Raw genomic sequence first — 17,682 nt, forward strand, 5'->3', positions numbered from 1 at the left:
CGGCACGGCGCGGGCGACGAGGGGGCGCGCAGTCCGCGCTTGTGAGCACCGCCGCGGCTGGGATAGTATTACCAGCAAGATGAACAAGGCGCAAACCGCTGCGCAGATCTGGACAAGCTTGTGAAGACCCCCAACGCCAAGACCGACGCTGCCGCCAAGCCCGAGGTTGATGGCGTGACCGGGCCTTCGGGCATGTCCGGGGCCTTTGGCGGTCCGGTGCCGCCGGTGGCCGATGGCATGCCACGGCGGCAGTTGGCCGGACCGATGGGGCTTCATGCCCGCGCCTTGCGGCTGGCCCAGGATGAGGCGCCCGCTGCCCAGCCCGTGCCGCAACCCGTGCCGCCTCCCGCCCCGGTCCAGCAGGCACGTCCCCCGGTTCAACCGCAACCGCAACCCAAGCCAGCCCCCAAGCCCGCCGCCAAGGTCGAGAAAGAGCCTTTGACCACGGTCCGCGGCGCCCGGCTGCAAATGCGGCATTTCGTGCTGGCGGTCCTGTTCGTGTTCCTGGTCCTGCTGCCGCCGGCCATCTATGGCACCTATCTGCACACCACCGCCGTCGATCAATATCAAAGCGACGTCGGCTTCGGCAGCCGCACCCAGGAGGGGTCGAACACCTTCGATGTCCTGGGGGTTCTGGGCGGCGGCGGGGCCTCGACCAAGGATATGGATATCCTGAACCATTTCGTCGACAGCCAAGAGCTGGTCGAACGGGTCGATGCCAAGTTGAACCTGCGCAAGATCTGGTCGCGCTATCCCGAGGACTGGTTCTTTTCCTTCCCCGCAGATGGCCCGATCGAGGACCTGGTGAAGTATTGGAACGACATGGTCGTGGTGAACTACGACAGTTCTTCGGGGCTTATGACGTTGAAAGTCTTTGCTTTCACGCCCGAAGATGCCCAGGCCATCGCCCATGAGATCGTGGTGGAATGCACCGCCATCATCAACGAAATGTCCAAGACGGCGCAGGACGACACGACGCGCTACGCCCGCGAAACCCTGGCCAAGGCCGAGGGGCGCTACCGCGATGCGCAAAACGCCCTCGCCGAATTCCGCATCAAGAACCATATCGTCGACCCGCAAACCCAGCTGAACGGCGCCAGCCAGGTGATCAACAGCCTGGTGCAGCAAAGGGCCGAGGCTCAGATCAACCTGGACCTGCTGATCGGCCAGGTCGCCGACACAGACCCGCGCATCGCCAACCTGAAGCGGCGGATCGAGGTGATCGAGAATCGCCTTGACGAAGAGACCGGCAAGGTGGGCTCCTTGGGCAATCCCGACGACCCGGGCTATGCCGCGCTGATCCGCGACTACCAGGGGCTGACGCTGGAGATGGATTTCTCGCAGAAATCCTATATCGCGGCCCAGGGCGCCTATGATCAGTCGATGACCGATGCGGTGCAGCAGACGCGCTACCTTGCGACTTTCCTGACGCCGACTGTGGCGCAATCGACGACGGCGCCGGACCGTCCCCTGCAAATCTTCCTGACCTTGCTGACCGGCTTGCTGATCTGGACCTCGATTTCCATGATCTATTACGCGCTGCGGGACCGTCGATAGGGCTTGTCATGATCAGCTTCGAGCATGTGACCAAGGCGTTCTGGTATCGCGGCCAGCCGAAATATGTGGCGCGCGACATCCATGCGGTGATCCCGACCGGGGCCAAGATCGGCATCCTGGGCCGCAATGGCGCGGGCAAATCGACGCTGATGGGGATGATCGCGGGCAACATCAACCCCGATTTCGGCATGGTCAAGGTCAGCGGCGAGATCTCTTGGCCCATCGGCCTGACCGGCTGCATCCAGGGCGACATGACGGGGGCGCAGAATGTCCGCTTCATCGCGCGGGTCTATGGCGTGGACACGGACGAGCTGGTGGAATTCGTCGATGACTTCGCCGAGCTGGGCGCCAATTACTACGAGCCGGTAAAGACTTATTCGACGGGCATGCGCGGGCGGCTGAACTTCGGCATGTCGATGGGCATCCGGTTCAACACCTATCTGCTGGACGAGGTCCATTCGACGGGCGACCTGTCCTTCAAGCAAAAGGCCGAAGACCTGTTCAACGACCGGATGCACAGCGCGGGCGTGGTCCTGATCTCACATTCCGAACGCAACTTGCGCAGCCTTTGCACCACCGGCGCAGTGCTGGAACATGGCCGCCTGACCTTCTATGACACGATTGACGAGGCCATCGAGGCCCATAACAGAAATATGCGCTTTGGCAGTCCGAATGCGGCTTCGGTCGCCTGAGGACCGCGGCGCGACAGGAGAAAATGATGCATGTTCTGGTGACGGGGGGGGCGGGCTATATCGGCGCTCATGCCTGCAAGGCATTGAAAGCGGCGGGTTTTACGCCGGTGGCCTTTGACAACTTCTCGACCGGCTGGCGGCAGGCGGTTAAGTTCGGACCTCTGGCCCAGGGCGACCTGATGGACCGCGCCTCGATCGACGCGGCGATTGCGACCTATAAGCCGGTGGCGATCATGCATTTCGCGGCCCTGTCTCTGGTCGGCGAATCGATGACCAATCCGGGGAAATACTGGCGCACCAATGTGAACGGCAGCTTGAACCTGATCGAGGCGGCCTTGGCGGCCGGCATCAAGAACTTTGTCTTTTCAAGCACTTGCGCCACCTATGGCGAGCTGGATGGCGTGTCCTTGGACGAGGATACGCCCCAGACCCCGATCAACGCCTATGGCGGATCAAAGCGCGCCATCGAGATGTTGCTTCGTGACTTCGAAAAGTCGGATGGGCTGAATTCAGTGATCTTCCGTTACTTCAACGTCGCGGGTGCCGACCCGGAGGGCGAGGTGGGCGAACAGCATGTCCCCGAAACCCATCTGATCCCGCTGATGCTGGATGCCATCGACGGAAAACGCGCGGCTTTGACGGTTTTTGGCAGTGATTACAAGACCAAGGACGGCACCTGCATCCGCGATTACGTGCATGTCATGGATCTGGTTGACGCCCATATCCTTGGCCTGCGCTGGCTTTTGGACGGCAAGGCCAGCCGGGTCTTCTGCCTGGGCTCCGGCAATGGATTCACCGTCCGCGAGGTGATCGAGGCCAGCCGCATCGTCACCAACCGCGAGGTCCCGATCATCGAGGGCGCGCGGCGGGCGGGGGATGCGACCTCGCTGGTGTCGGGCTCGCAACGTGCGGTCACGGAACTGGGCTGGGAGCCGAAACGGTCGACCCTGCAACAGATGATCGGCGACGCCTGGCGGTGGTCGAAACAGCCCGCCTTTACCGAATAAAGCGACGGTCGCGCGCCTGGGTGGTCAGGCGCGCGGGGTCAGGCGGGGGAATGTCGGCGACCAACAGCGCAGGCCCCGCGCCGGCCTGCGCCATCACCTGCCCATGCGGCCCGGTGATCACCGACAGGCCGAAATAGGCGCAATCGCCCTCGTCGCCGCAGTAATTGGCATAGGCAATCGACAGCGCGTGATTGGCCGAATGGGCCGGGACGACCGATTGCGCCACGTTTTCAAACGGCTTGGGGCAGGCGGTCGGACACAGGATCAGATCGACACCCATCGCCTTCAAGGCGCTGATATGATGGTCGAATTCGATGTCATAGCAAATCAGCAGCGCGGCCTTGCGCCCGTGAAAGTCAAAGACCGCATAGGCCTCGCCAAAGGCAAACAGCCTCTGTTCGCGCGGCCCGAACAGCTGGATCTTGCGGTAATGCGCCAGTTCCGCGCCATCCGCGCCAAAGGCCACGGCAGCGTTATACAAAACCCCCTCCCGCTCGGCATAGCCCACGACCAGCCCACAGCAGGCCTCTCGCGCAAGCGCCGCCAGCCGCTGATGCCATGGCCCGCCCCGCGGTTGGGCCAGATCGACCAAAGCGTCCTGATTATAGCCCGGCAAATACAGCTCCGGCGCCACAAGCACCCGCGCCCCCATCGCCCCCGCAGCCCGCAACGCCGCACCAAGCGCGGTCATCCCCGCCTCGATATCACATTCCACCGACGGGCCCTGCCAAAGGGCGATTCGCATATCCTGTTCCATGGTTGTATCCGATCAGACCCCATGGAACCCCTCAAGCAAAACCGCCATAGTCGGCCCATGGATCGCTTGGCGCCTGAAAGAATGTTCCTGATGGTCGTCGAGACCGGCTCCTTTGCGCGTGCGGCAGAGCGGCTTGGCGCGGGCTCGGGTCAGGCGTCGAAACTGGTGCAGCGGCTGGAGGCGGAGTTGGGGGTGAAACTTCTGAACCGCACCACCCGCGCGCTGGCCCTGACCGAGGCGGGCCAGCTTTACGCCGACCGCCTGCGTCAGGTGATCGAGGCGCTGGACGATGTCACCGCCGATCTGCAGCACGCGGCCATCACCCCGCGCGGCCGCCTGCGCCTGACCGCGCCTTTGTCTTTCGGCACGATCCGCCTGGCCCCGGTGCTGGCCGATTTCGCCCTTTCTTTCCCCGATATCGCGCTGGAGGTGCAGTTCACCGACCGCCTGACCAACCTTGTCGAAGAGGGCTTTGACGCCGCCATCCGCATCGGCCTTGTCACCGATACCAGCCTCAAGGCGCGCAAACTGGGCGAGGCGCGGATCATCGCCGTGGCCTCTCCGGCCTATCTTGCGGCGCAGGGCACGCCGCTGGTGCCGCAGGATCTGACCGCGCATGAGGCGGTGATCGACCTGAACTCTCGGGAGCCGCGGTCCTGGCCCTTTGCGACCGAAAGGGTCCTGGTCCAGGGGCGGCTGGCGTTTTCCAACGCCACCGCCTGCCTGGCCGCGGCCGAGGCGGGGCTTGGCGTGACCCGCATCCCCGAGTTCGTGGCGGCAGGCAGCATCGCGGCGGGGCGGGTGGTTCACCTTTTGGCCGAATACGAGGCGCCTTTGCTGGGCATCCATCTGCTGTATCCCGCCGACCGCCGTGTGACCGCGAAACTGCGGGCGTTGATCGACTTCATGGCCCGCGCCCTGCGGTAACTTCCAATTCGGAAGGAATGAACTTCCCCGCGCCCGGATTGCCCTTTTCCTTGGAAGGGCGCATCTAGCCTCCATATCCAAGGAGAACCCCATGACCACTGTGACCACCGAATTCGCCACCGAGCGTTCCACCGACCTCGCCGCCGCCCTGCTGCGCGTCGTCAACGGCGGGCTCTTTCTGTTCCACGGCCTGGTGAAGGTCTTTGTCTTCACCCTCCCCGGCACCGTGGGCTATTTCGAGTCGATCGGCCTGCCGGGCTTTCTGGCCTATCTGACGATCCTGGCCGAAGTCGGCGGCGGCCTTGCGCTGCTTGTGGGCTTCCGCGTCAAGCTGGTGTCGCTGCCCCTGGCCGCCGTTCTGGTCGGCGCTGCGATCTTTGGTCACGGCGGCGCGGGCTTTGTCTTTTCGAACGCGGGCGGCGGCTGGGAATATCCGGCTTATTGGGCCATCGTGATGGTTGCCCAGGCCCTGCTGGGCGCTGGCGCCTGGTCCTTCGACCGCAAGTAAGCCCTTCCGGCTCCCTTTCGGGCGGTCCGGATGCGTCTGGGCCGCCCTTTTCATTGGAGATACATCATGTCCACCGCCTCTGCGCCGATCGAGATCGGCCATGTCGCCTTGACCGTGCGCGATCTGCCCGGGATGGCGACCTTCTACGAAAGCCTTCTGGGCCTGGCGCGGCTGTCTTCGGACAATGCTGTGGTGCGGTTGGGGACGGGGGATCAGACCCTGGTCGAACTGCGCGGCGACAAGGCCGCCAAGCCCAACACCGGGCGCGAGGCGGGGTTGTTTCACACCGCCTTTCTGATGCCGTCGCGCGCCGATCTGGGCGCCTGGCTGATCCATACGGCGGAAAACCGCATCGCCCTGGAGGGCGCCAGCGATCACCTGGTGTCAGAGGCGATCTATCTTTCGGACCCCGAGGGCAATGGGATCGAGGTCTATGTCGACCGGCCCCGCGTCGCTTGGTATGGGCCCGATGGCCAGATCAAGATGGCCACCGACGGGCTGGACCTGAACGCCGTCGCCCGCAGCGCAAAGGGCCCCTATCGCGCCGCGCCGAAGGGCCTGGTCGTGGGCCATGTCCACCTGCAGGTCGGCAACCTGACCGAGGCCGAGGGATTTTACCACGATACCATGGGCTTGCCGATCACGGCGCATTATCCCGGCGCGGCCTTTTATGGGTCGGGCGGCTATCATCACCACCTGGCCACGAATATCTGGAACTCACGCGGGGCCAAGACCCGCACGCCGGGCATGACCGGCCTGGTCGAAGTGGGCCTTCGCGCCGACCCCGGCCTTTTGCCCGCAACCCTGACTGACCCCTGGGGCACCCAGTTCACCGTGACGGAGAAGTAAATGCTGATCGACGGCAAATGGACGCAAGACTGGCAGCCGGTGCAGGCCAAGGATGAAAAGGGCGGCTTTGTTCGTCAGGTCTCCAGCTTTCGGCACCGTCTGGGCGGCGCTTTTCCCGCCGAGGCCGGGCGCTATCACCTTTACGTCGCGCTGATCTGCCCCTGGGCCTCGCGCACCTTGATGGCCCGCAAACTCAAGGGGTTGGAGGATGTGATCACGGTTTCGGTGGTGGAACCGGCCCTGACCGCGCAGGGCTGGGAATTCGCCACGCCCGATCCCCTGACCGGGGCGAAATATATGCATCAGGTCTATACCAAGGCCGATCCCCATGTCTCGGGGCGGGCCACGGTGCCGGTCCTGTGGGACAAGGTAACGGGGCAGATCGTGAACAACGAATCCGCCGATATCCTGCGGATTTTCAACGAGGATTTCGGCGGCTTGGCCTCGGGTCCCGACCTGTATCCCTTGGCTTTGCGGGGCGAAATCGACGCCCTGAACGAGGTGGTCTATCCCGGCCTGAACAACGGCGTTTACCGCGCGGGATTTGCCACGACGCAAGAGGCCTATGACGAGGCCGTGGCGCTGGTGTTTGACACGCTGACGGCCCTTGAGGCCCGGATGTCGGACGGCCGCACCTGGCTGATGGGGGAGATTTTCACCGAGGCCGATATCCGCGCCTTTGTCACCGCGGTGCGCTTTGACGTGGCCTATCACGGCATCTTCAAATGCAACCTGCGGCGCTTTGCCGATCATGCCCGCCTTCAGGCCTGGATGGAGCGGGTCCTTGCGCTGCCGGGGGTGGCCCAGACGGTCAGCCTGGACCATATCAAGCGCGGTTACTACTCGATCAAGACGTTGAATCCGAACGGAATCATCCCGCGGGGGCCGGATCTGGCCTGGGCACGGGGGCTGGCATGACCCATGTCCTGATGTTGCATGGTGTGGGCGGCAATGGGGCGGGGCTTTTGCCTTTGGCCTCCCATCTGGACCTGCCGGGGTTGACCTTTTCGGCCCCCAATGCGCCGCATCCGGCGGGGCCGGGGGCTTGGGCGTGGTTCGATATCGCGGGGGTGACGGTGGAAAACCGCCCCGCAAGGGTGCGCGCGGCGCGGGCGGGGCTGGATGCGCTGATCGAAGGGACGCCGGTGCTTTTGGGCTTTTCCCAAGGGTCGATCATGGCGCTGGATGCTTTGGCGCGGGGCAAGGTCGCCACGGTCGTGGCCTTTGCCGGGCGTCTGGCCTTTGACGGCCCCCTGACCCCGCAAGCGGGCGCCCGCGTCCTGCTGTTGGGCGGCCAACATGACCCGATGATGCCGCCCGATGTCACGCGTGAGGCCGCAGCCCGGCTGCAAGCTGCGGGCGTCACGGTCCAGATGCTGATCGAACCCATCGGCCACGAGATCGGCCCGCAAGGCCTTGCCGCCGCACGCAAGTTTCTTCAGTAACCCGCCGCAATCAGCCGCTGCAGCTCGGAAAACGGCACCGGGCGAGAGAAGAGATAGCCCTGGAACTCGTCGCACTGGCTTTCCTCAAGCCAGTGCCTTTGCTCTTCGGTCTCGACGCCTTCGGCCACAACCTTGGCGCCGAAAACCCGCGCCAAGGTCAGGACCGCCGTCACCAAAGCGCGGAAATCGGCGTGCGCAATCAAGGTCTTGTCGATCTTGATGCAGTTGATCGGATAACGCGAGATGCCGGCAAGGTTCGAATAAGCCGTGCCGAAATCGTCGATGGCAAAGGTATAGCCCATGTCGGCGATCTGGCGCATGACCTTTTGCAGGCGGCGGTCATGTTCGACAAGGACGGATTCGGTGATCTCCAGCTCGATCACGCCGCCCACGGGTTCCAAAAGCCGCCGCGCCTGGCGCAGCTGTTTCAAAAACGCGGGGTCGGTGAACTGCTTGGCGCTGACATTGACCGACAGATCGACCCTTGCGCCCTCGCCGCGCAGCACGACCAGGTGGCGCGCCGCCTCGCGCAGCGCCCAGCGGCCGATGGGGGCGATGCGGCCGGTCGCCTCGGCCACGGGGATGAACTCGGCGGGCATGACGGCCGGGCCCGAGGGCTTGTTGATCCGGATCAGCGCCTCGGCCGCGACGATCTTGCCGGTGCGCAGGGACAGGCGCGGCTGATAGAACAGCTCCAGCCGGCGACGGCGCAGGGCCTCGGTCAACTCGGCCTCGACGCGCAAGAACCGTTCCGACCGCGCCGCCATTTCGGGCCGGAAGATCCGCGCCTCGGCCCCGCCGTTGCCCTTGGCCTCGAACAGGGCCAGATCGGCCTGGCGCAACAGCTCGTCAAAAGTTGTCCCCGAGGGATCGGCCAAAGCCAGCCCGATCGAGCCCGAAACCGACAGGTCATTGCCCTCGACCCGCAGGGGGCGGCCCAGGGCTTTCAGCACGGCATTGGCTTGACGCAAAAGGGTTTTTTCCCCGTCATGCGCGATCAGACAGCAGAATTCGTCGCCTCCCAGCCGCGACAGGGGCGTGCCCGGCGGCAGGGCGCCCGACATGCGTTCGGCGATTTCCTGCAACAGCCGGTCGCCCGCCGCATGGCCCAAAGTGTCGTTGACGAACTTGAACCGGTCCAAGTCCAGAAGCAGCATCGCCGACCCTCGCCCCTGCGCCGCATGGTTGCCCATATAGCCCGAGGCCGAAGCCGCAAGGTAGGCCCGGTTGCGCAGACCGGTCAGCGAATCCCGCGAGGCCAGCGCCTCCAGCCCGCGCTTGGCGTTTTCCTGATCGGTGACATCGGTTTCCGTGATCACAAAATTCGGCCCGCCATCGACCGGGTCCTGACCCAGCCGGATCGAGACCTCGTGCATCCGCACCCCGCGCGAGGTCATGACCTCGGAGAGGTAAGTGCCCTCGATTTCGTCGCCCGCGCCCGACAGGGCCGCGCGGATGGTCGGGTTCAAAAAGCGTGGCAATTCCGCCTGTTGCCGCCCCGGGAACGACTTCAGCGCGGCCAGGTTCGCATAGGTGCAGGTCCCATCCGGCGCATAGGTCGACACCATCGACGTCGTATACAGCAGCACCTGGGCCGAGATGATTAGGCTGCGGTCCTCGGCCCCCACGGCGCTGGCCTCGACCAACATGGCGATGGCACCATGGGGCAGGCGGCAGCCGCGAAACCGGCAGACCAGGGCGCGGGGGATGCCCCTGGGATAGATCGTCCAATGTTCGTCGAAAATCTCGCCGCGGGCAAAGGCGGTCTCGTATTGCGCCAGGCGGATGCGGACCGACGTGCTCATGTCGGCGCCCAGATCGCGAGAGGAAAGCTCTGCGAAATCAGGGGCTTCCCACAGGATCACTGCGCTTTCATTGGCCCAGACGATGCGACATTCCTGCAGGTCATAGACCCAGACCGCCTGACGGCTGGCGCGAAGGACGGAGAGGTCGGACAGGCCGGGAAGGGCAGTTTCCGCGGAGATTTGCGCCATCCGATCCGACATGTGCACCAAAAACCGCCCTGAAACCTTGACCGTTTCGGACTATAGGGCTTGGGCGGAGTTTGAGAAGGGCCTAGCGCCCCACCCTATCCTTTTCGTCAGTCCGCTGGGACCTCGTCCTGGCGCAGCAGGCCCATGATCTCGCGTTTCAGGGCGATGAAGGCGGGGTCCAGCACAAGGTCCTCGTGGCGCGGGCGGTCAAAGCCCACGTCCAGCACCCGGCGGATCTGCCCCGGACGACCCGACATGACAAAGACGCGGTCGGCCAGAAGGATCGCTTCTTCGATGTCATGGGTCACGAAAAGCACGGTCTTTTTCGAGTGGTCCCAAACGCGCAGAAGCAGCCGTTGCATCTGGTGGCGCGTCTGGCTGTCCAGCGCGCCAAAGGGCTCGTCCATCAACAGCACGGCGGGGTCGTTGGCCAAGGCGCGGGCAATGGCCACGCGCTGCTTCATGCCGCCCGAAAGCTGCGCCGGATAGTGGTCGGCAAAGGCCTCCAACCCGACCTCGTGCAAATAGCGGGCGACCGTCGCCGGGTCATCCACGCCGCGCCGCTTGGGCCCATAGGCCACATTCTGCGCCACGGTCAGCCAAGGGAACAAGGTATAGCTTTGGAACACCATGCCGCGGTCGGCGCCGGGGGACGTGACCTCTTGGCCGCCAACCTGGATCGACCCGCTGGTCCGGTCCTCCAGCCCCGCGATCAGGTAAAGCAGCGAGGACTTGCCGCAGCCCGAAGGCCCGACGATGACGGCGAATTCATTGGGCCGCACGTCCAGCGACAGGCGGTCCAGCGCCAGCACGGGTTGCTTGCCGCCATAACGCAAGGTGACGTTGCGGACGTCGATATCGGCGGATTTCATCGCAGGGTCTCCGCCCAGGGGGCAATCAGGCGGCGGGCCAGGCGAAAGCCCTGGTCGGTCAACAGGCCCAAAAGCCCGATCATCGCGATGGCCAGAAAGATGATGTCGACCTGAAACCCGCGCGCGGCCTTCAAAGAGATATAGCCCAGGCCCGCCCTTGCCGCGACAAGCTCTGCCACGACCAGATAGGTCCAGGCCCAGCCCATCGTGACGCGCAAGACGTCCAGAACGGCGGGCAGCGTATAGGGAAAGACGATCTGGCGCACCGTCTCGCCCCGGGTGGTGCCCAGGGTATAGGCGGCGTTCACCAGGTCGCGCGGCACGGCGCGGGCGGCATCGGCCACCATGACAAGCTGTTGAAAGAACACGCCAAAGATGATGACCGAGATATGGCTTTGAAAGCCGATCCCGATCCACAGGATGAACAGCGGCACGAAAGATGTCACCGGCAGATAGCGGATAAAGTTCACCAGCGGCTCTAGCCCGGCCTGAACCAGGCGATATGTCCCCATGTAAAGCCCCAGCGGCACGGCCACGACCGACGACAGGGCAAAGCCGGTCAGCACGACCCGGGCCGAGGCCCAGGTGTGCATCCACAGCGTCCCGTCGGCGGCAAGTTTTCCGGCTGTGGCCAGCACCTTGCCCGGCGCGGGAAGAAACATCTGGGGCACGCGGCCGCCATAGGTGACGGCCGCCCAAAGGCCCAGGACCAGCGCCCAGACCGCCAGCCCCATGCCGATCGTGACCCCGCGCGGAATGGCGCGGAACGGTGTGAACAGGCTCATTGCAGGAAGGAGGTATCGACGATGCTGTCGTAAGTCACATCCATATGCAGCTTGCCCAGGCCGCCCCAGATTTCACCGCCAAGCTTGATCAGCTTGCCCGCCTCGCCCACGGCGCCACCGGCAAAGAAGGCGGCGTTGCGTTCGGCGCCATAGAACTGCACCCCCGCCGCCGAGGCCGCAAAGTCCTTGGGGTCAGACAGCCAGCCGCCGACGCCCTTGGCCATGATTTCATAGGACTTTTCCGGATTGGCCAGCAGGTATTCATGGGCCTTCTTCAGACCCGCCACCAGGGCCTTCACGTCCTCGGGTTGGTTGGCAATCGTGTCGCAGCGCAGGGCGATCACGTCGACGATCAGCCCCGGCGTCTGATCCGAGCTGACCAGGACCTTGCCCACCTTCTGCTCTTTGGCCAGCGTCAGATGGGGTTCCCAGGTCACGGCCACCGGGATTTGCCCCGCCATGAAGGCCGCCGCCGCATCATCCGCCGTCATGTTGACGATGGTCACATCGGCCTCGGTCATCCCCGCCTCTTTCAGCAGGATGTTGAACCAGAACTGGCTGACCGACCCTTCGTTCATGCCCACTTCGCGTCCCTTGAGGTCGGCAATCGAGGTCACATCGGCGGGCGCCAGGATGCCGTCGCCGCCATGGCTGTCGTCCAGCGCATAGACCGACTTGAAGCACATCTCGTCCGAGCGATATTTCATGATCTCGTCGATGGTGGCCGCCGTGCCCTGCAATTCGCCCGACGCAACGCCCGCCATGGTCAGCGAGGCTTCTTCGATGATCTGCGGATCGACGGTCAGGCCGCCTTCCTCAAAGTAACCCAACTCTTTGGCCAGAAAGATTTCGCCATAGCCGACCCAGGTGGTCATGCCCAATTTGATCTCGCCCGCCTGGGCCGATCCCGCGATGATGGCCATCGAAACGCCGGTCAGTAGTTTACGCATCCTAGGGCTCCCTGTTTTTTGGCATCGGAACAGGAAACGCCCAAAGCTTCAACCAAGGATTTGTTTCGCCTTGGATAGGGCGAGCCTAAGCCCTGCTTTGCTGAAAACTTGGGCAAATGGCGCGGCGCTTGCGGTCCGGGATTGAACCCCGGCGCGGGGGCGCTACAGTCGCGGGATGAACTTGTTTTCGCTGCATGGCAAGACTGCGCTTGTGACCGGCGCCTCACGCGGGCTGGGGGCGGAAATCGCCCTGGGGCTGGCCGAGGCCGGAGCCGATCTGATCATCACCGCCCGCAGCCTGCAGGCTTTGGGGCCGACGACCGCCGCGCTGCAAGCCATGGGGGCCAAGGTGACGGCCATGGCGCTGGACCAGGGCGGCGGGGATTTTTCGGCGCTGGAGGGGCTGGCCGTCGATATCTTGGTGAACAACGCCGGCGTCGAAGAGGTCCGCCCCTCGGTCGATGTCACGCCCGAACTGTGGGACCGCATCCTGGACACCAACCTGAAGGGCGCGTTTTTCACCACGCAGGCCCTGGCGCGCGGCATGATCGCGCGGGGGCGGGGGTCCGTGATCAACCTGTGTTCGCTGACCTCTTTCGTGGGGGTGCCGACGGCGGCGCCCTATGGGTCGTCGAAATCCGGGCTTTTGGGCATGACGCGGGCCTTGTCGGCGGAATGGGCGGGGCAGGGGGTGCGGGTCAATGCGATTGCCCCCGGCTATTTCCGCACCGACCTGACAGAGGTCTTTTACCGCGACGAGGATTGGGCCGAGGCGATGCGCGCCAAGATCCCCCAGGGCCGCTTTGGCCGCGGCGAGGATCTGGTGGGCGCCGTGGTCTTCCTTGGCTCCGAGGCCTCGACTTACATCACCGGGCAATGCATCGGCATCGACGGCGGCTATCTGGCTGCGATCTGAGGGGACCATGGTTCAATTCATCACCTATGCCGATCTGGACGCCCAGGGCCGCGCCGCCCTGTTGCAGCGGTCCGAAACCGACCTTTCCGGCTTTTACGACCGCGTCAGACCGATCATCGAGGCGGTGCGGACCGAAGGCGACGCCGCCCTTCTGCGCTTTGCCGCCGAAATCGACGGGTCCAATGTCACCACCCTGCGCGCCACCGAGGCCGAGTTCGACCAGGCCTTTGCCACGCTGGACCCCGCCTTGACCGCGACGATCACCCAGGCCCTGACCCATATCCGCAGCTTTCACGAGGACCAGCGGCCCGGTCCGATGACGCTGAAAGAGATCGCGCCGGGTGCCTGGGCGGGCGACCGGTTCACGCCGATCCGGTCGGTGGCGCTGTATGTGCCGCGGGGGAAAGGGTCGTTTCCCTCGGTCACGATGATGACTTCGGTGCCCGCGGTGCTGGCGGGCGTGCCCGATATCGCGATTTTCACGCCGCCCACGCCCGATGGCGGGGTGGATGCGGCCACCTTGGTCGCGGCGCGGCTGGCGGGCGTGCAGACCGTCTACAAGGCGGGCGGCGCGCAGGCGGTGGCGGCCGCGGCCTTTGGCACCCAGACCATCACCAAGGCGCTGAAGATCGTCGGCCCCGGCTCGCCCTTTGTCGTGGCGGCCAAGCGGCTTTTGTCGGACCGGATCGACACCGGGCTTCCGGCGGGGCCGTCGGAATGTATCATCTTCAACGATGGCAGTTTGCCGGGGCGGCTTGCGGCGCTGGACCTGCTGATCGAGGCCGAACACGGGCCGGATTCCTCGGCCTGGCTTGTCACGCCCTCGCCCCGCACCGCGGACGAGGCGCTGGCCGCGCTGCCCGCCCTGATCGCCGCCCTGCCCGAGCCGCGGCGGGGGTTTGTCACCCAGGTCCTGTCGTCGCGCGGCGGGGTGCTGCTGATGCCCGACCTGGCCAGCGCCTATGACTTCATCAACGCCTATGCCCCCGAACACCTGGAGATCCTGTCCGACAGCCCCTTTGACCACCTGGGTCCGATCACCGAAGCCGCCGAGATCCTTTTGGGCGCCCATACGCCCGTGACCCTGGCCAATTTCTGCCTTGGCCCGAACAATGTGCTGCCCACCAGCGGCGGCGCCCGGACCCATGGGCCGCTTTCGGTCAGCGATTTCCTGAAGCGCACCTCGGTTGGCCATGTCACGGCAAAGGGTTGGACGGTGCTGGCCCCCATGGCGCAGGCCCTGGCCGATTACGAAGGCTTTCCCGCCCATGCCGGCGCGATCCGCAACCGATAGGCCGCAAACCCGCCACATTTCCGCCCCAGGCGCTTGGCACACCTGATCCGTTTCGGACAGGAGAACCGCCATGGCCACGGCCCCCACGGATGCGCAAGGCTTCCTCATCGACCCTTCCAGCCCCGCGTCGGGCAAAATCGGCACGACGATCGGCGGCCTTGCGGTCTGGAGCGCGGTGCAGACCGCCGCCCATCTGGTGCGGCCCTGGGGCACCTGGACCGACCTGACCGTCAGCTATTCCTTTGGCGAGACCGCGACCCTGCCCGCAGGCTATGAGCCCTTCTCCAGCGCCATGGCCAAGGCCGGCGCGCGTCTGGCCATGGCGCTTTATGCCGAGGTCAGCCGCGTCACATTCTCTGAGACGACCGGGGCGGCCGACATCACCTATATGTTCGGGACCGGGTCCACCAATGGCGGCGGCTGGGCGAATTATCCCTCACCGGGGGGCGGTTACGTCCAGGTTGGCCATGTCTCCTGGGAGCCCGACATGGCGCCGGGGACCTATTCCCTGAACCTGCTGTTGCATGAATTGGGCCATGGCATGGGCCTGGCCCATCCAGGCGAATATAACGGCGACAGCGCGGTTTACACCGATGCCGACCACTACAACGACAGTTCGCAATACACGAACATGTCCTATTGGTCCGAGACCTATACCGGGGCCGAGTTCAGCGACCTGGCGACCCTGGGCCTGCATGACATCCTGGCCATCCAGATGGAATATGGGGTGAACTGGTCCACGCGGTCGGGCGACACGACCTATGGTTACAACGCCACCGCCGGGGCCAGTTATGATCTGGCCGCCAAATCGGACCTGGGCTTTTCGATCTGGGATGGCGGCGGGCGCGACCGGCTGGACTTTTCGGGGTCCAGTTCGGGGACGGTCATGGACCTGCGGCAGGGGGCGTTTTCCTCGGGTGGGACGGGGGTCTGGAATGTCTCGGTCGCCTATGGCGCGGTGATCGAAGAGGCGCTGGGCGGCATGGGCGACGACAAGATCCGCGGCAATGACGCGGCCAACTGGCTGTCGGGCGGGGCGGGGGCGGATGCGATCTATGGCGGGGCCCTGGCCTCGGTGGCCTTTGTCGATCCGCGGGCCTTTGCGGGCGTGGCGCTGAACGTCGATCCGCTGACGCGGGGGCAATACCTGATCCGCAGCGGGGTCACGGCTTTTTCTGGCGCGGGCTTTACCTTCGAGACGATGATTGACCTGACGCGGGTTGCCGCCACGGCGGTCGAATTCGCATCTTATAACAGGTCGGGCAATGACAACCTCTTCACCTTCGAGGGCCTGCGCGAGGGCTTTCTTCAGGTGACGCTGGCGGGGCGTGCGGCCTATGTCACGGATTTTGCGACGGAAAAGCTGGCGGATGGGCAGGCACACCGCCTGTCGCTGACCTGGGACAAGGCCAGCGGCGCGCTAAGCCTGTATGTCGACGGCGCCCTGGTCCATGCCGGGACCTATGCGGCCGGGGCCACGATTGCCGCGGGCGGGACCCTGGTGATCGGGCAGGAACAGGATGCGGTCGGCGGCGGCTTTGATCCGACGCAGATCTTGCAGGGCGTGGTGGGCGATATCCGGCTTTACACCGATGTCCGCAGCGCGACCGAGATCAGCGCCACCGCCTTTGCCGCCACGGGCACCGATGCGCTGGCCCATCACTGGCAGGGCGTGACCGACCTTGCGGGGGGCGCGAACCTGACCCTGGTGGGCGGCACGCTGACCCGGGTGGATCGTTCGACTGCCATTCTGGCCGATGCCGATACGCTGATCGGGGGCCTGGGCAACGACAGTCTTTACGGCGGTGTCGGCAATGACGTGCTGGAGGGGCAGGGCGCCCCCGGCACCGGCTTTGCGCCGATCATGGGGGTTGCGCTGAACCCGGGGACCGAGACAGGGCAATATCTGGCGGCCTCGGGTTACAACGGCATTGGCGGCACCTCTCCGGTCTTTACGCTGGAGATGGCGGTCAAGGTGACGCGGCTGCCGGGGGCAGAGGTCGATTTCTTTTCCTATGCCAATGCGCAGACCTCCAATGCCCTGGCGCTGTCGGCCAAGAACGGCGGCCATGTCGAGCTGACCTATCGCGGCGGGGTTTATGACACCGGCATCGCATCGGGTCTGCTGACCGATGGCGCGGCGCATCGGATTTCGCTGGTCTGGGACGGGCGGGCGGCCTCGGCGGGCTTTGTGCTGTATATCGACGGGGTCGAGGCGGCGCGCGGCGTGCATCCATATCAGACCTATTCCCTGACCAAGGGCGGCACGCTGATCTTTGGCCAGGAACAGGACAGTGTCGGCGGAGGCTTTCAGGCCAGCCAGATCCTGCCCGGGGTGGTGGCCGATATCCGCGTCTTTGACGGGGCGCGCAGCGCGGCGCAGATTGCGGGCGGGCTGGCCGATCCGACCGGACTGGTCAGCCATTGGCAGGGCGCCACGATGACCGATGCCAAGGGCGGTGCGGCCCTGGTCGCGGTGGGCGGCCCGGTTGCGGCGGGGCTTGGCGATTGGGACAACGATATCCTGGACGGCGGCGCGGGGTCGGACAAGCTGTTCGGCGGCGCCGGGGCGGATGTGCTTTACGGCGGCAATGGCAATGACCAGATGACCGGCGGCGGCGGCGCGGACGAGTTGCGCGGCGGGGCGGGGACGGACCTTGCGCTGTATAACACCTCTTTGGCGGCGGTGACGGTCAACCTGACGACCGGCACGGGTCTGGGCGGCGAGGCGCAGGGCGACACGCTTTACCTGATCGAGAACCTTCAGGGCTCGCGTTACGCTGATGTGTTGATCGGCAATGCCGGGGCGAACCGATTGGCGGGTGGCAGCGGGGCTGACAAGCTGGACGGGTTGGGCGGCAATGACGCGCTGGTGGGCGGGCTTGGCGCGGACGAGTTCCGGTTTTCCATCGCGGGCTTTGGCCAGGATGTCGTGACGGATTTCGTCGATGGCCTGGACAAGCTGGCCTTTGCGCGCAGCGTGGCGGCCAGTTTCGCGGCCTTTGTGATCACGGGCAATGACACGGCCCAGGTGGTGCTGGCTTTGGCCGGGCAAAGCCTGACCCTGAACGGGGCCGCGCCCATTCACCTGGACGCGGCCGACTTTTTGTTCTTTTAGCGCAAGCCCGG

General features: G+C 65.1%; 16 protein-coding genes. 11 read left to right on the forward strand and 5 right to left on the reverse strand.

Going from position 1 to position 17,682, the window contains the following annotated elements; translation table 11 throughout:
* The first annotated feature begins 120 nt into the window (after positions 1 to 120).
* Genes NX862_RS00755 through galE form a run of 3 tightly spaced genes read left to right on the forward strand, consistent with a single transcriptional unit; the run spans position 121 to position 3,256 of the window.
* Positions 121 to 1,557, forward strand: a complete 1,437-nt coding sequence (locus tag NX862_RS00755; RefSeq protein ID WP_264491966.1) for a KpsE/RkpR family capsule polysaccharide export protein — start codon at positions 121 to 123, stop codon at positions 1,555 to 1,557.
* A gap of 8 nt (positions 1,558 to 1,565) precedes the next feature.
* Positions 1,566 to 2,249, forward strand: coding sequence for an ABC transporter ATP-binding protein (locus NX862_RS00760; RefSeq protein WP_264491967.1), 684 nt, complete (start codon positions 1,566 to 1,568; stop codon positions 2,247 to 2,249).
* Positions 2,250 to 2,272: 23 nt separating this feature from the next.
* Positions 2,273 to 3,256 (forward strand): UDP-glucose 4-epimerase GalE, encoded by a 984-nt coding sequence (gene galE / locus NX862_RS00765; protein WP_264491968.1) that lies wholly within the window; start codon positions 2,273 to 2,275, stop codon positions 3,254 to 3,256.
* On the opposite strand, the gene NX862_RS00770 is transcribed toward galE, so the two are convergent.
* Entirely contained in the window at positions 3,246 to 4,001 is a 756-nt protein-coding gene (locus NX862_RS00770; protein ID WP_264491969.1) for a nitrilase-related carbon-nitrogen hydrolase, read from the reverse strand. The two genes, galE and NX862_RS00770, sit on opposite strands and share 11 nt — an antisense overlap.
* A gap of 93 nt (positions 4,002 to 4,094) precedes the next feature.
* Here NX862_RS00770 and NX862_RS00775 point away from each other — a divergent pair, with 93 nt between their 5' ends.
* The 5 genes from NX862_RS00775 to NX862_RS00795 all read left to right on the forward strand — a co-directional run bounded on the left by NX862_RS00775 (position 4,095) and on the right by NX862_RS00795 (position 7,742).
* Positions 4,095 to 4,940 (forward strand): LysR family transcriptional regulator, encoded by an 846-nt coding sequence (locus tag NX862_RS00775; protein ID WP_264491970.1) that lies wholly within the window; start codon positions 4,095 to 4,097, stop codon positions 4,938 to 4,940.
* A 91-nt stretch (positions 4,941 to 5,031) separates the two neighbouring features.
* Positions 5,032 to 5,448: a DoxX family protein gene (locus tag NX862_RS00780; RefSeq protein ID WP_264491971.1), complete on the forward strand. Its 417-nt coding sequence runs from the start codon at positions 5,032 to 5,034 to the stop codon at positions 5,446 to 5,448.
* 66 nt (positions 5,449 to 5,514) lie between these two features.
* On the forward strand, positions 5,515 to 6,297 hold the full coding sequence (locus NX862_RS00785; protein WP_264491972.1) for a VOC family protein: 783 nt from the start codon (positions 5,515 to 5,517) through the stop codon (positions 6,295 to 6,297).
* Complete coding sequence (locus tag NX862_RS00790) at positions 6,298 to 7,215, forward strand: glutathione S-transferase family protein (RefSeq protein WP_264491973.1); 918 nt, start codon at positions 6,298 to 6,300, stop codon at positions 7,213 to 7,215.
* A complete protein-coding gene (locus NX862_RS00795; RefSeq protein ID WP_264491974.1) occupies positions 7,212 to 7,742 on the forward strand; it encodes an alpha/beta hydrolase in 531 nt (176 codons plus the stop codon). Before NX862_RS00790 ends, NX862_RS00795 begins: the two co-directional genes overlap by 4 nt.
* Here the strand turns inward: NX862_RS00795 and NX862_RS00800 are convergent.
* The 4 genes from NX862_RS00800 to NX862_RS00815 all read right to left on the reverse strand — a co-directional run bounded on the left by NX862_RS00800 (position 7,736) and on the right by NX862_RS00815 (position 12,343).
* On the reverse strand, positions 7,736 to 9,736 hold the full coding sequence (locus NX862_RS00800) for a putative bifunctional diguanylate cyclase/phosphodiesterase (RefSeq protein ID WP_264491975.1): 2,001 nt from the start codon (positions 9,734 to 9,736) through the stop codon (positions 7,736 to 7,738). The two genes, NX862_RS00795 and NX862_RS00800, sit on opposite strands and share 7 nt — an antisense overlap.
* A 107-nt stretch (positions 9,737 to 9,843) precedes the next feature.
* Positions 9,844 to 10,608 carry an ABC transporter ATP-binding protein gene (locus NX862_RS00805; protein ID WP_264491976.1) on the reverse strand — a complete coding sequence of 255 codons (765 nt, stop codon included), beginning with the start codon at positions 10,606 to 10,608 and terminating at the stop codon, positions 9,844 to 9,846.
* Positions 10,605 to 11,393 carry an ABC transporter permease gene (locus NX862_RS00810; protein ID WP_264491977.1) on the reverse strand — a complete coding sequence of 263 codons (789 nt, stop codon included), beginning with the start codon at positions 11,391 to 11,393 and terminating at the stop codon, positions 10,605 to 10,607. The genes NX862_RS00805 and NX862_RS00810 overlap by 4 nt, the downstream gene beginning before the upstream one ends.
* Complete coding sequence (locus tag NX862_RS00815; RefSeq protein WP_264491978.1) at positions 11,390 to 12,343, reverse strand: ABC transporter substrate-binding protein; 954 nt, start codon at positions 12,341 to 12,343, stop codon at positions 11,390 to 11,392. Before NX862_RS00815 ends, NX862_RS00810 begins: the two co-directional genes overlap by 4 nt.
* A 175-nt stretch (positions 12,344 to 12,518) precedes the next feature.
* On the opposite strand from NX862_RS00815, the gene NX862_RS00820 reads away from it, so the two are divergent.
* The 3 genes from NX862_RS00820 (at position 12,519) to NX862_RS00830 (ending at position 17,671) form a co-directional block, all read left to right on the forward strand.
* Entirely contained in the window at positions 12,519 to 13,259 is a 741-nt protein-coding gene (locus NX862_RS00820; RefSeq protein WP_264491979.1) for an SDR family NAD(P)-dependent oxidoreductase, read from the forward strand.
* A gap of 7 nt (positions 13,260 to 13,266) precedes the next feature.
* A complete protein-coding gene (hisD, locus tag NX862_RS00825) occupies positions 13,267 to 14,553 on the forward strand; it encodes a histidinol dehydrogenase (protein ID WP_264491980.1) in 1,287 nt (428 codons plus the stop codon).
* Between the two features lie 70 nt (positions 14,554 to 14,623).
* Entirely contained in the window at positions 14,624 to 17,671 is a 3,048-nt protein-coding gene (locus tag NX862_RS00830; RefSeq protein ID WP_264491981.1) for a LamG-like jellyroll fold domain-containing protein, read from the forward strand.
* The last annotated feature ends 11 nt before the right edge of the window (positions 17,672 to 17,682 follow it).

Source organism: Stagnihabitans lacustris (assembly GCF_025950525.1).
Taxonomy (GTDB): Bacteria; Pseudomonadota; Alphaproteobacteria; order Rhodobacterales; family Rhodobacteraceae; genus Stagnihabitans.

Bases quoted from the DNA above. Each gene is read 5' to 3' on its own strand.
- NX862_RS00800 (WP_264491975.1), bottom strand. From the start codon at position 9,736: ATGGCGCAAATCTCCGCGGAAACTGCCCTTCCCGGCCTGTCCGACCTC.
- NX862_RS00785 (WP_264491972.1), top strand. From the start codon at position 5,515: ATGTCCACCGCCTCTGCGCCGATCGAGATCGGCCATGTCGCCTTGACC.
- hisD (WP_264491980.1), top strand. From the start codon at position 13,267: ATGGTTCAATTCATCACCTATGCCGATCTGGACGCCCAGGGCCGCGCC.
- NX862_RS00820 (WP_264491979.1), top strand. From the start codon at position 12,519: ATGAACTTGTTTTCGCTGCATGGCAAGACTGCGCTTGTGACCGGCGCC.
- NX862_RS00815 (WP_264491978.1), bottom strand. From the start codon at position 12,343: ATGCGTAAACTACTGACCGGCGTTTCGATGGCCATCATCGCGGGATCG.
- NX862_RS00760 (WP_264491967.1), top strand. From the start codon at position 1,566: ATGATCAGCTTCGAGCATGTGACCAAGGCGTTCTGGTATCGCGGCCAG.
- NX862_RS00775 (WP_264491970.1), top strand. From the start codon at position 4,095: ATGTTCCTGATGGTCGTCGAGACCGGCTCCTTTGCGCGTGCGGCAGAG.
- NX862_RS00795 (WP_264491974.1), top strand. From the start codon at position 7,212: ATGACCCATGTCCTGATGTTGCATGGTGTGGGCGGCAATGGGGCGGGG.
- NX862_RS00770 (WP_264491969.1), bottom strand. From the start codon at position 4,001: ATGCGAATCGCCCTTTGGCAGGGCCCGTCGGTGGAATGTGATATCGAG.
- NX862_RS00810 (WP_264491977.1), bottom strand. From the start codon at position 11,393: ATGAGCCTGTTCACACCGTTCCGCGCCATTCCGCGCGGGGTCACGATC.
- NX862_RS00780 (WP_264491971.1), top strand. From the start codon at position 5,032: ATGACCACTGTGACCACCGAATTCGCCACCGAGCGTTCCACCGACCTC.
- NX862_RS00805 (WP_264491976.1), bottom strand. From the start codon at position 10,608: ATGAAATCCGCCGATATCGACGTCCGCAACGTCACCTTGCGTTATGGC.
- NX862_RS00790 (WP_264491973.1), top strand. From the start codon at position 6,298: ATGCTGATCGACGGCAAATGGACGCAAGACTGGCAGCCGGTGCAGGCC.
- galE (WP_264491968.1), top strand. From the start codon at position 2,273: ATGATGCATGTTCTGGTGACGGGGGGGGCGGGCTATATCGGCGCTCAT.
- NX862_RS00830 (WP_264491981.1), top strand. From the start codon at position 14,624: ATGGCCACGGCCCCCACGGATGCGCAAGGCTTCCTCATCGACCCTTCC.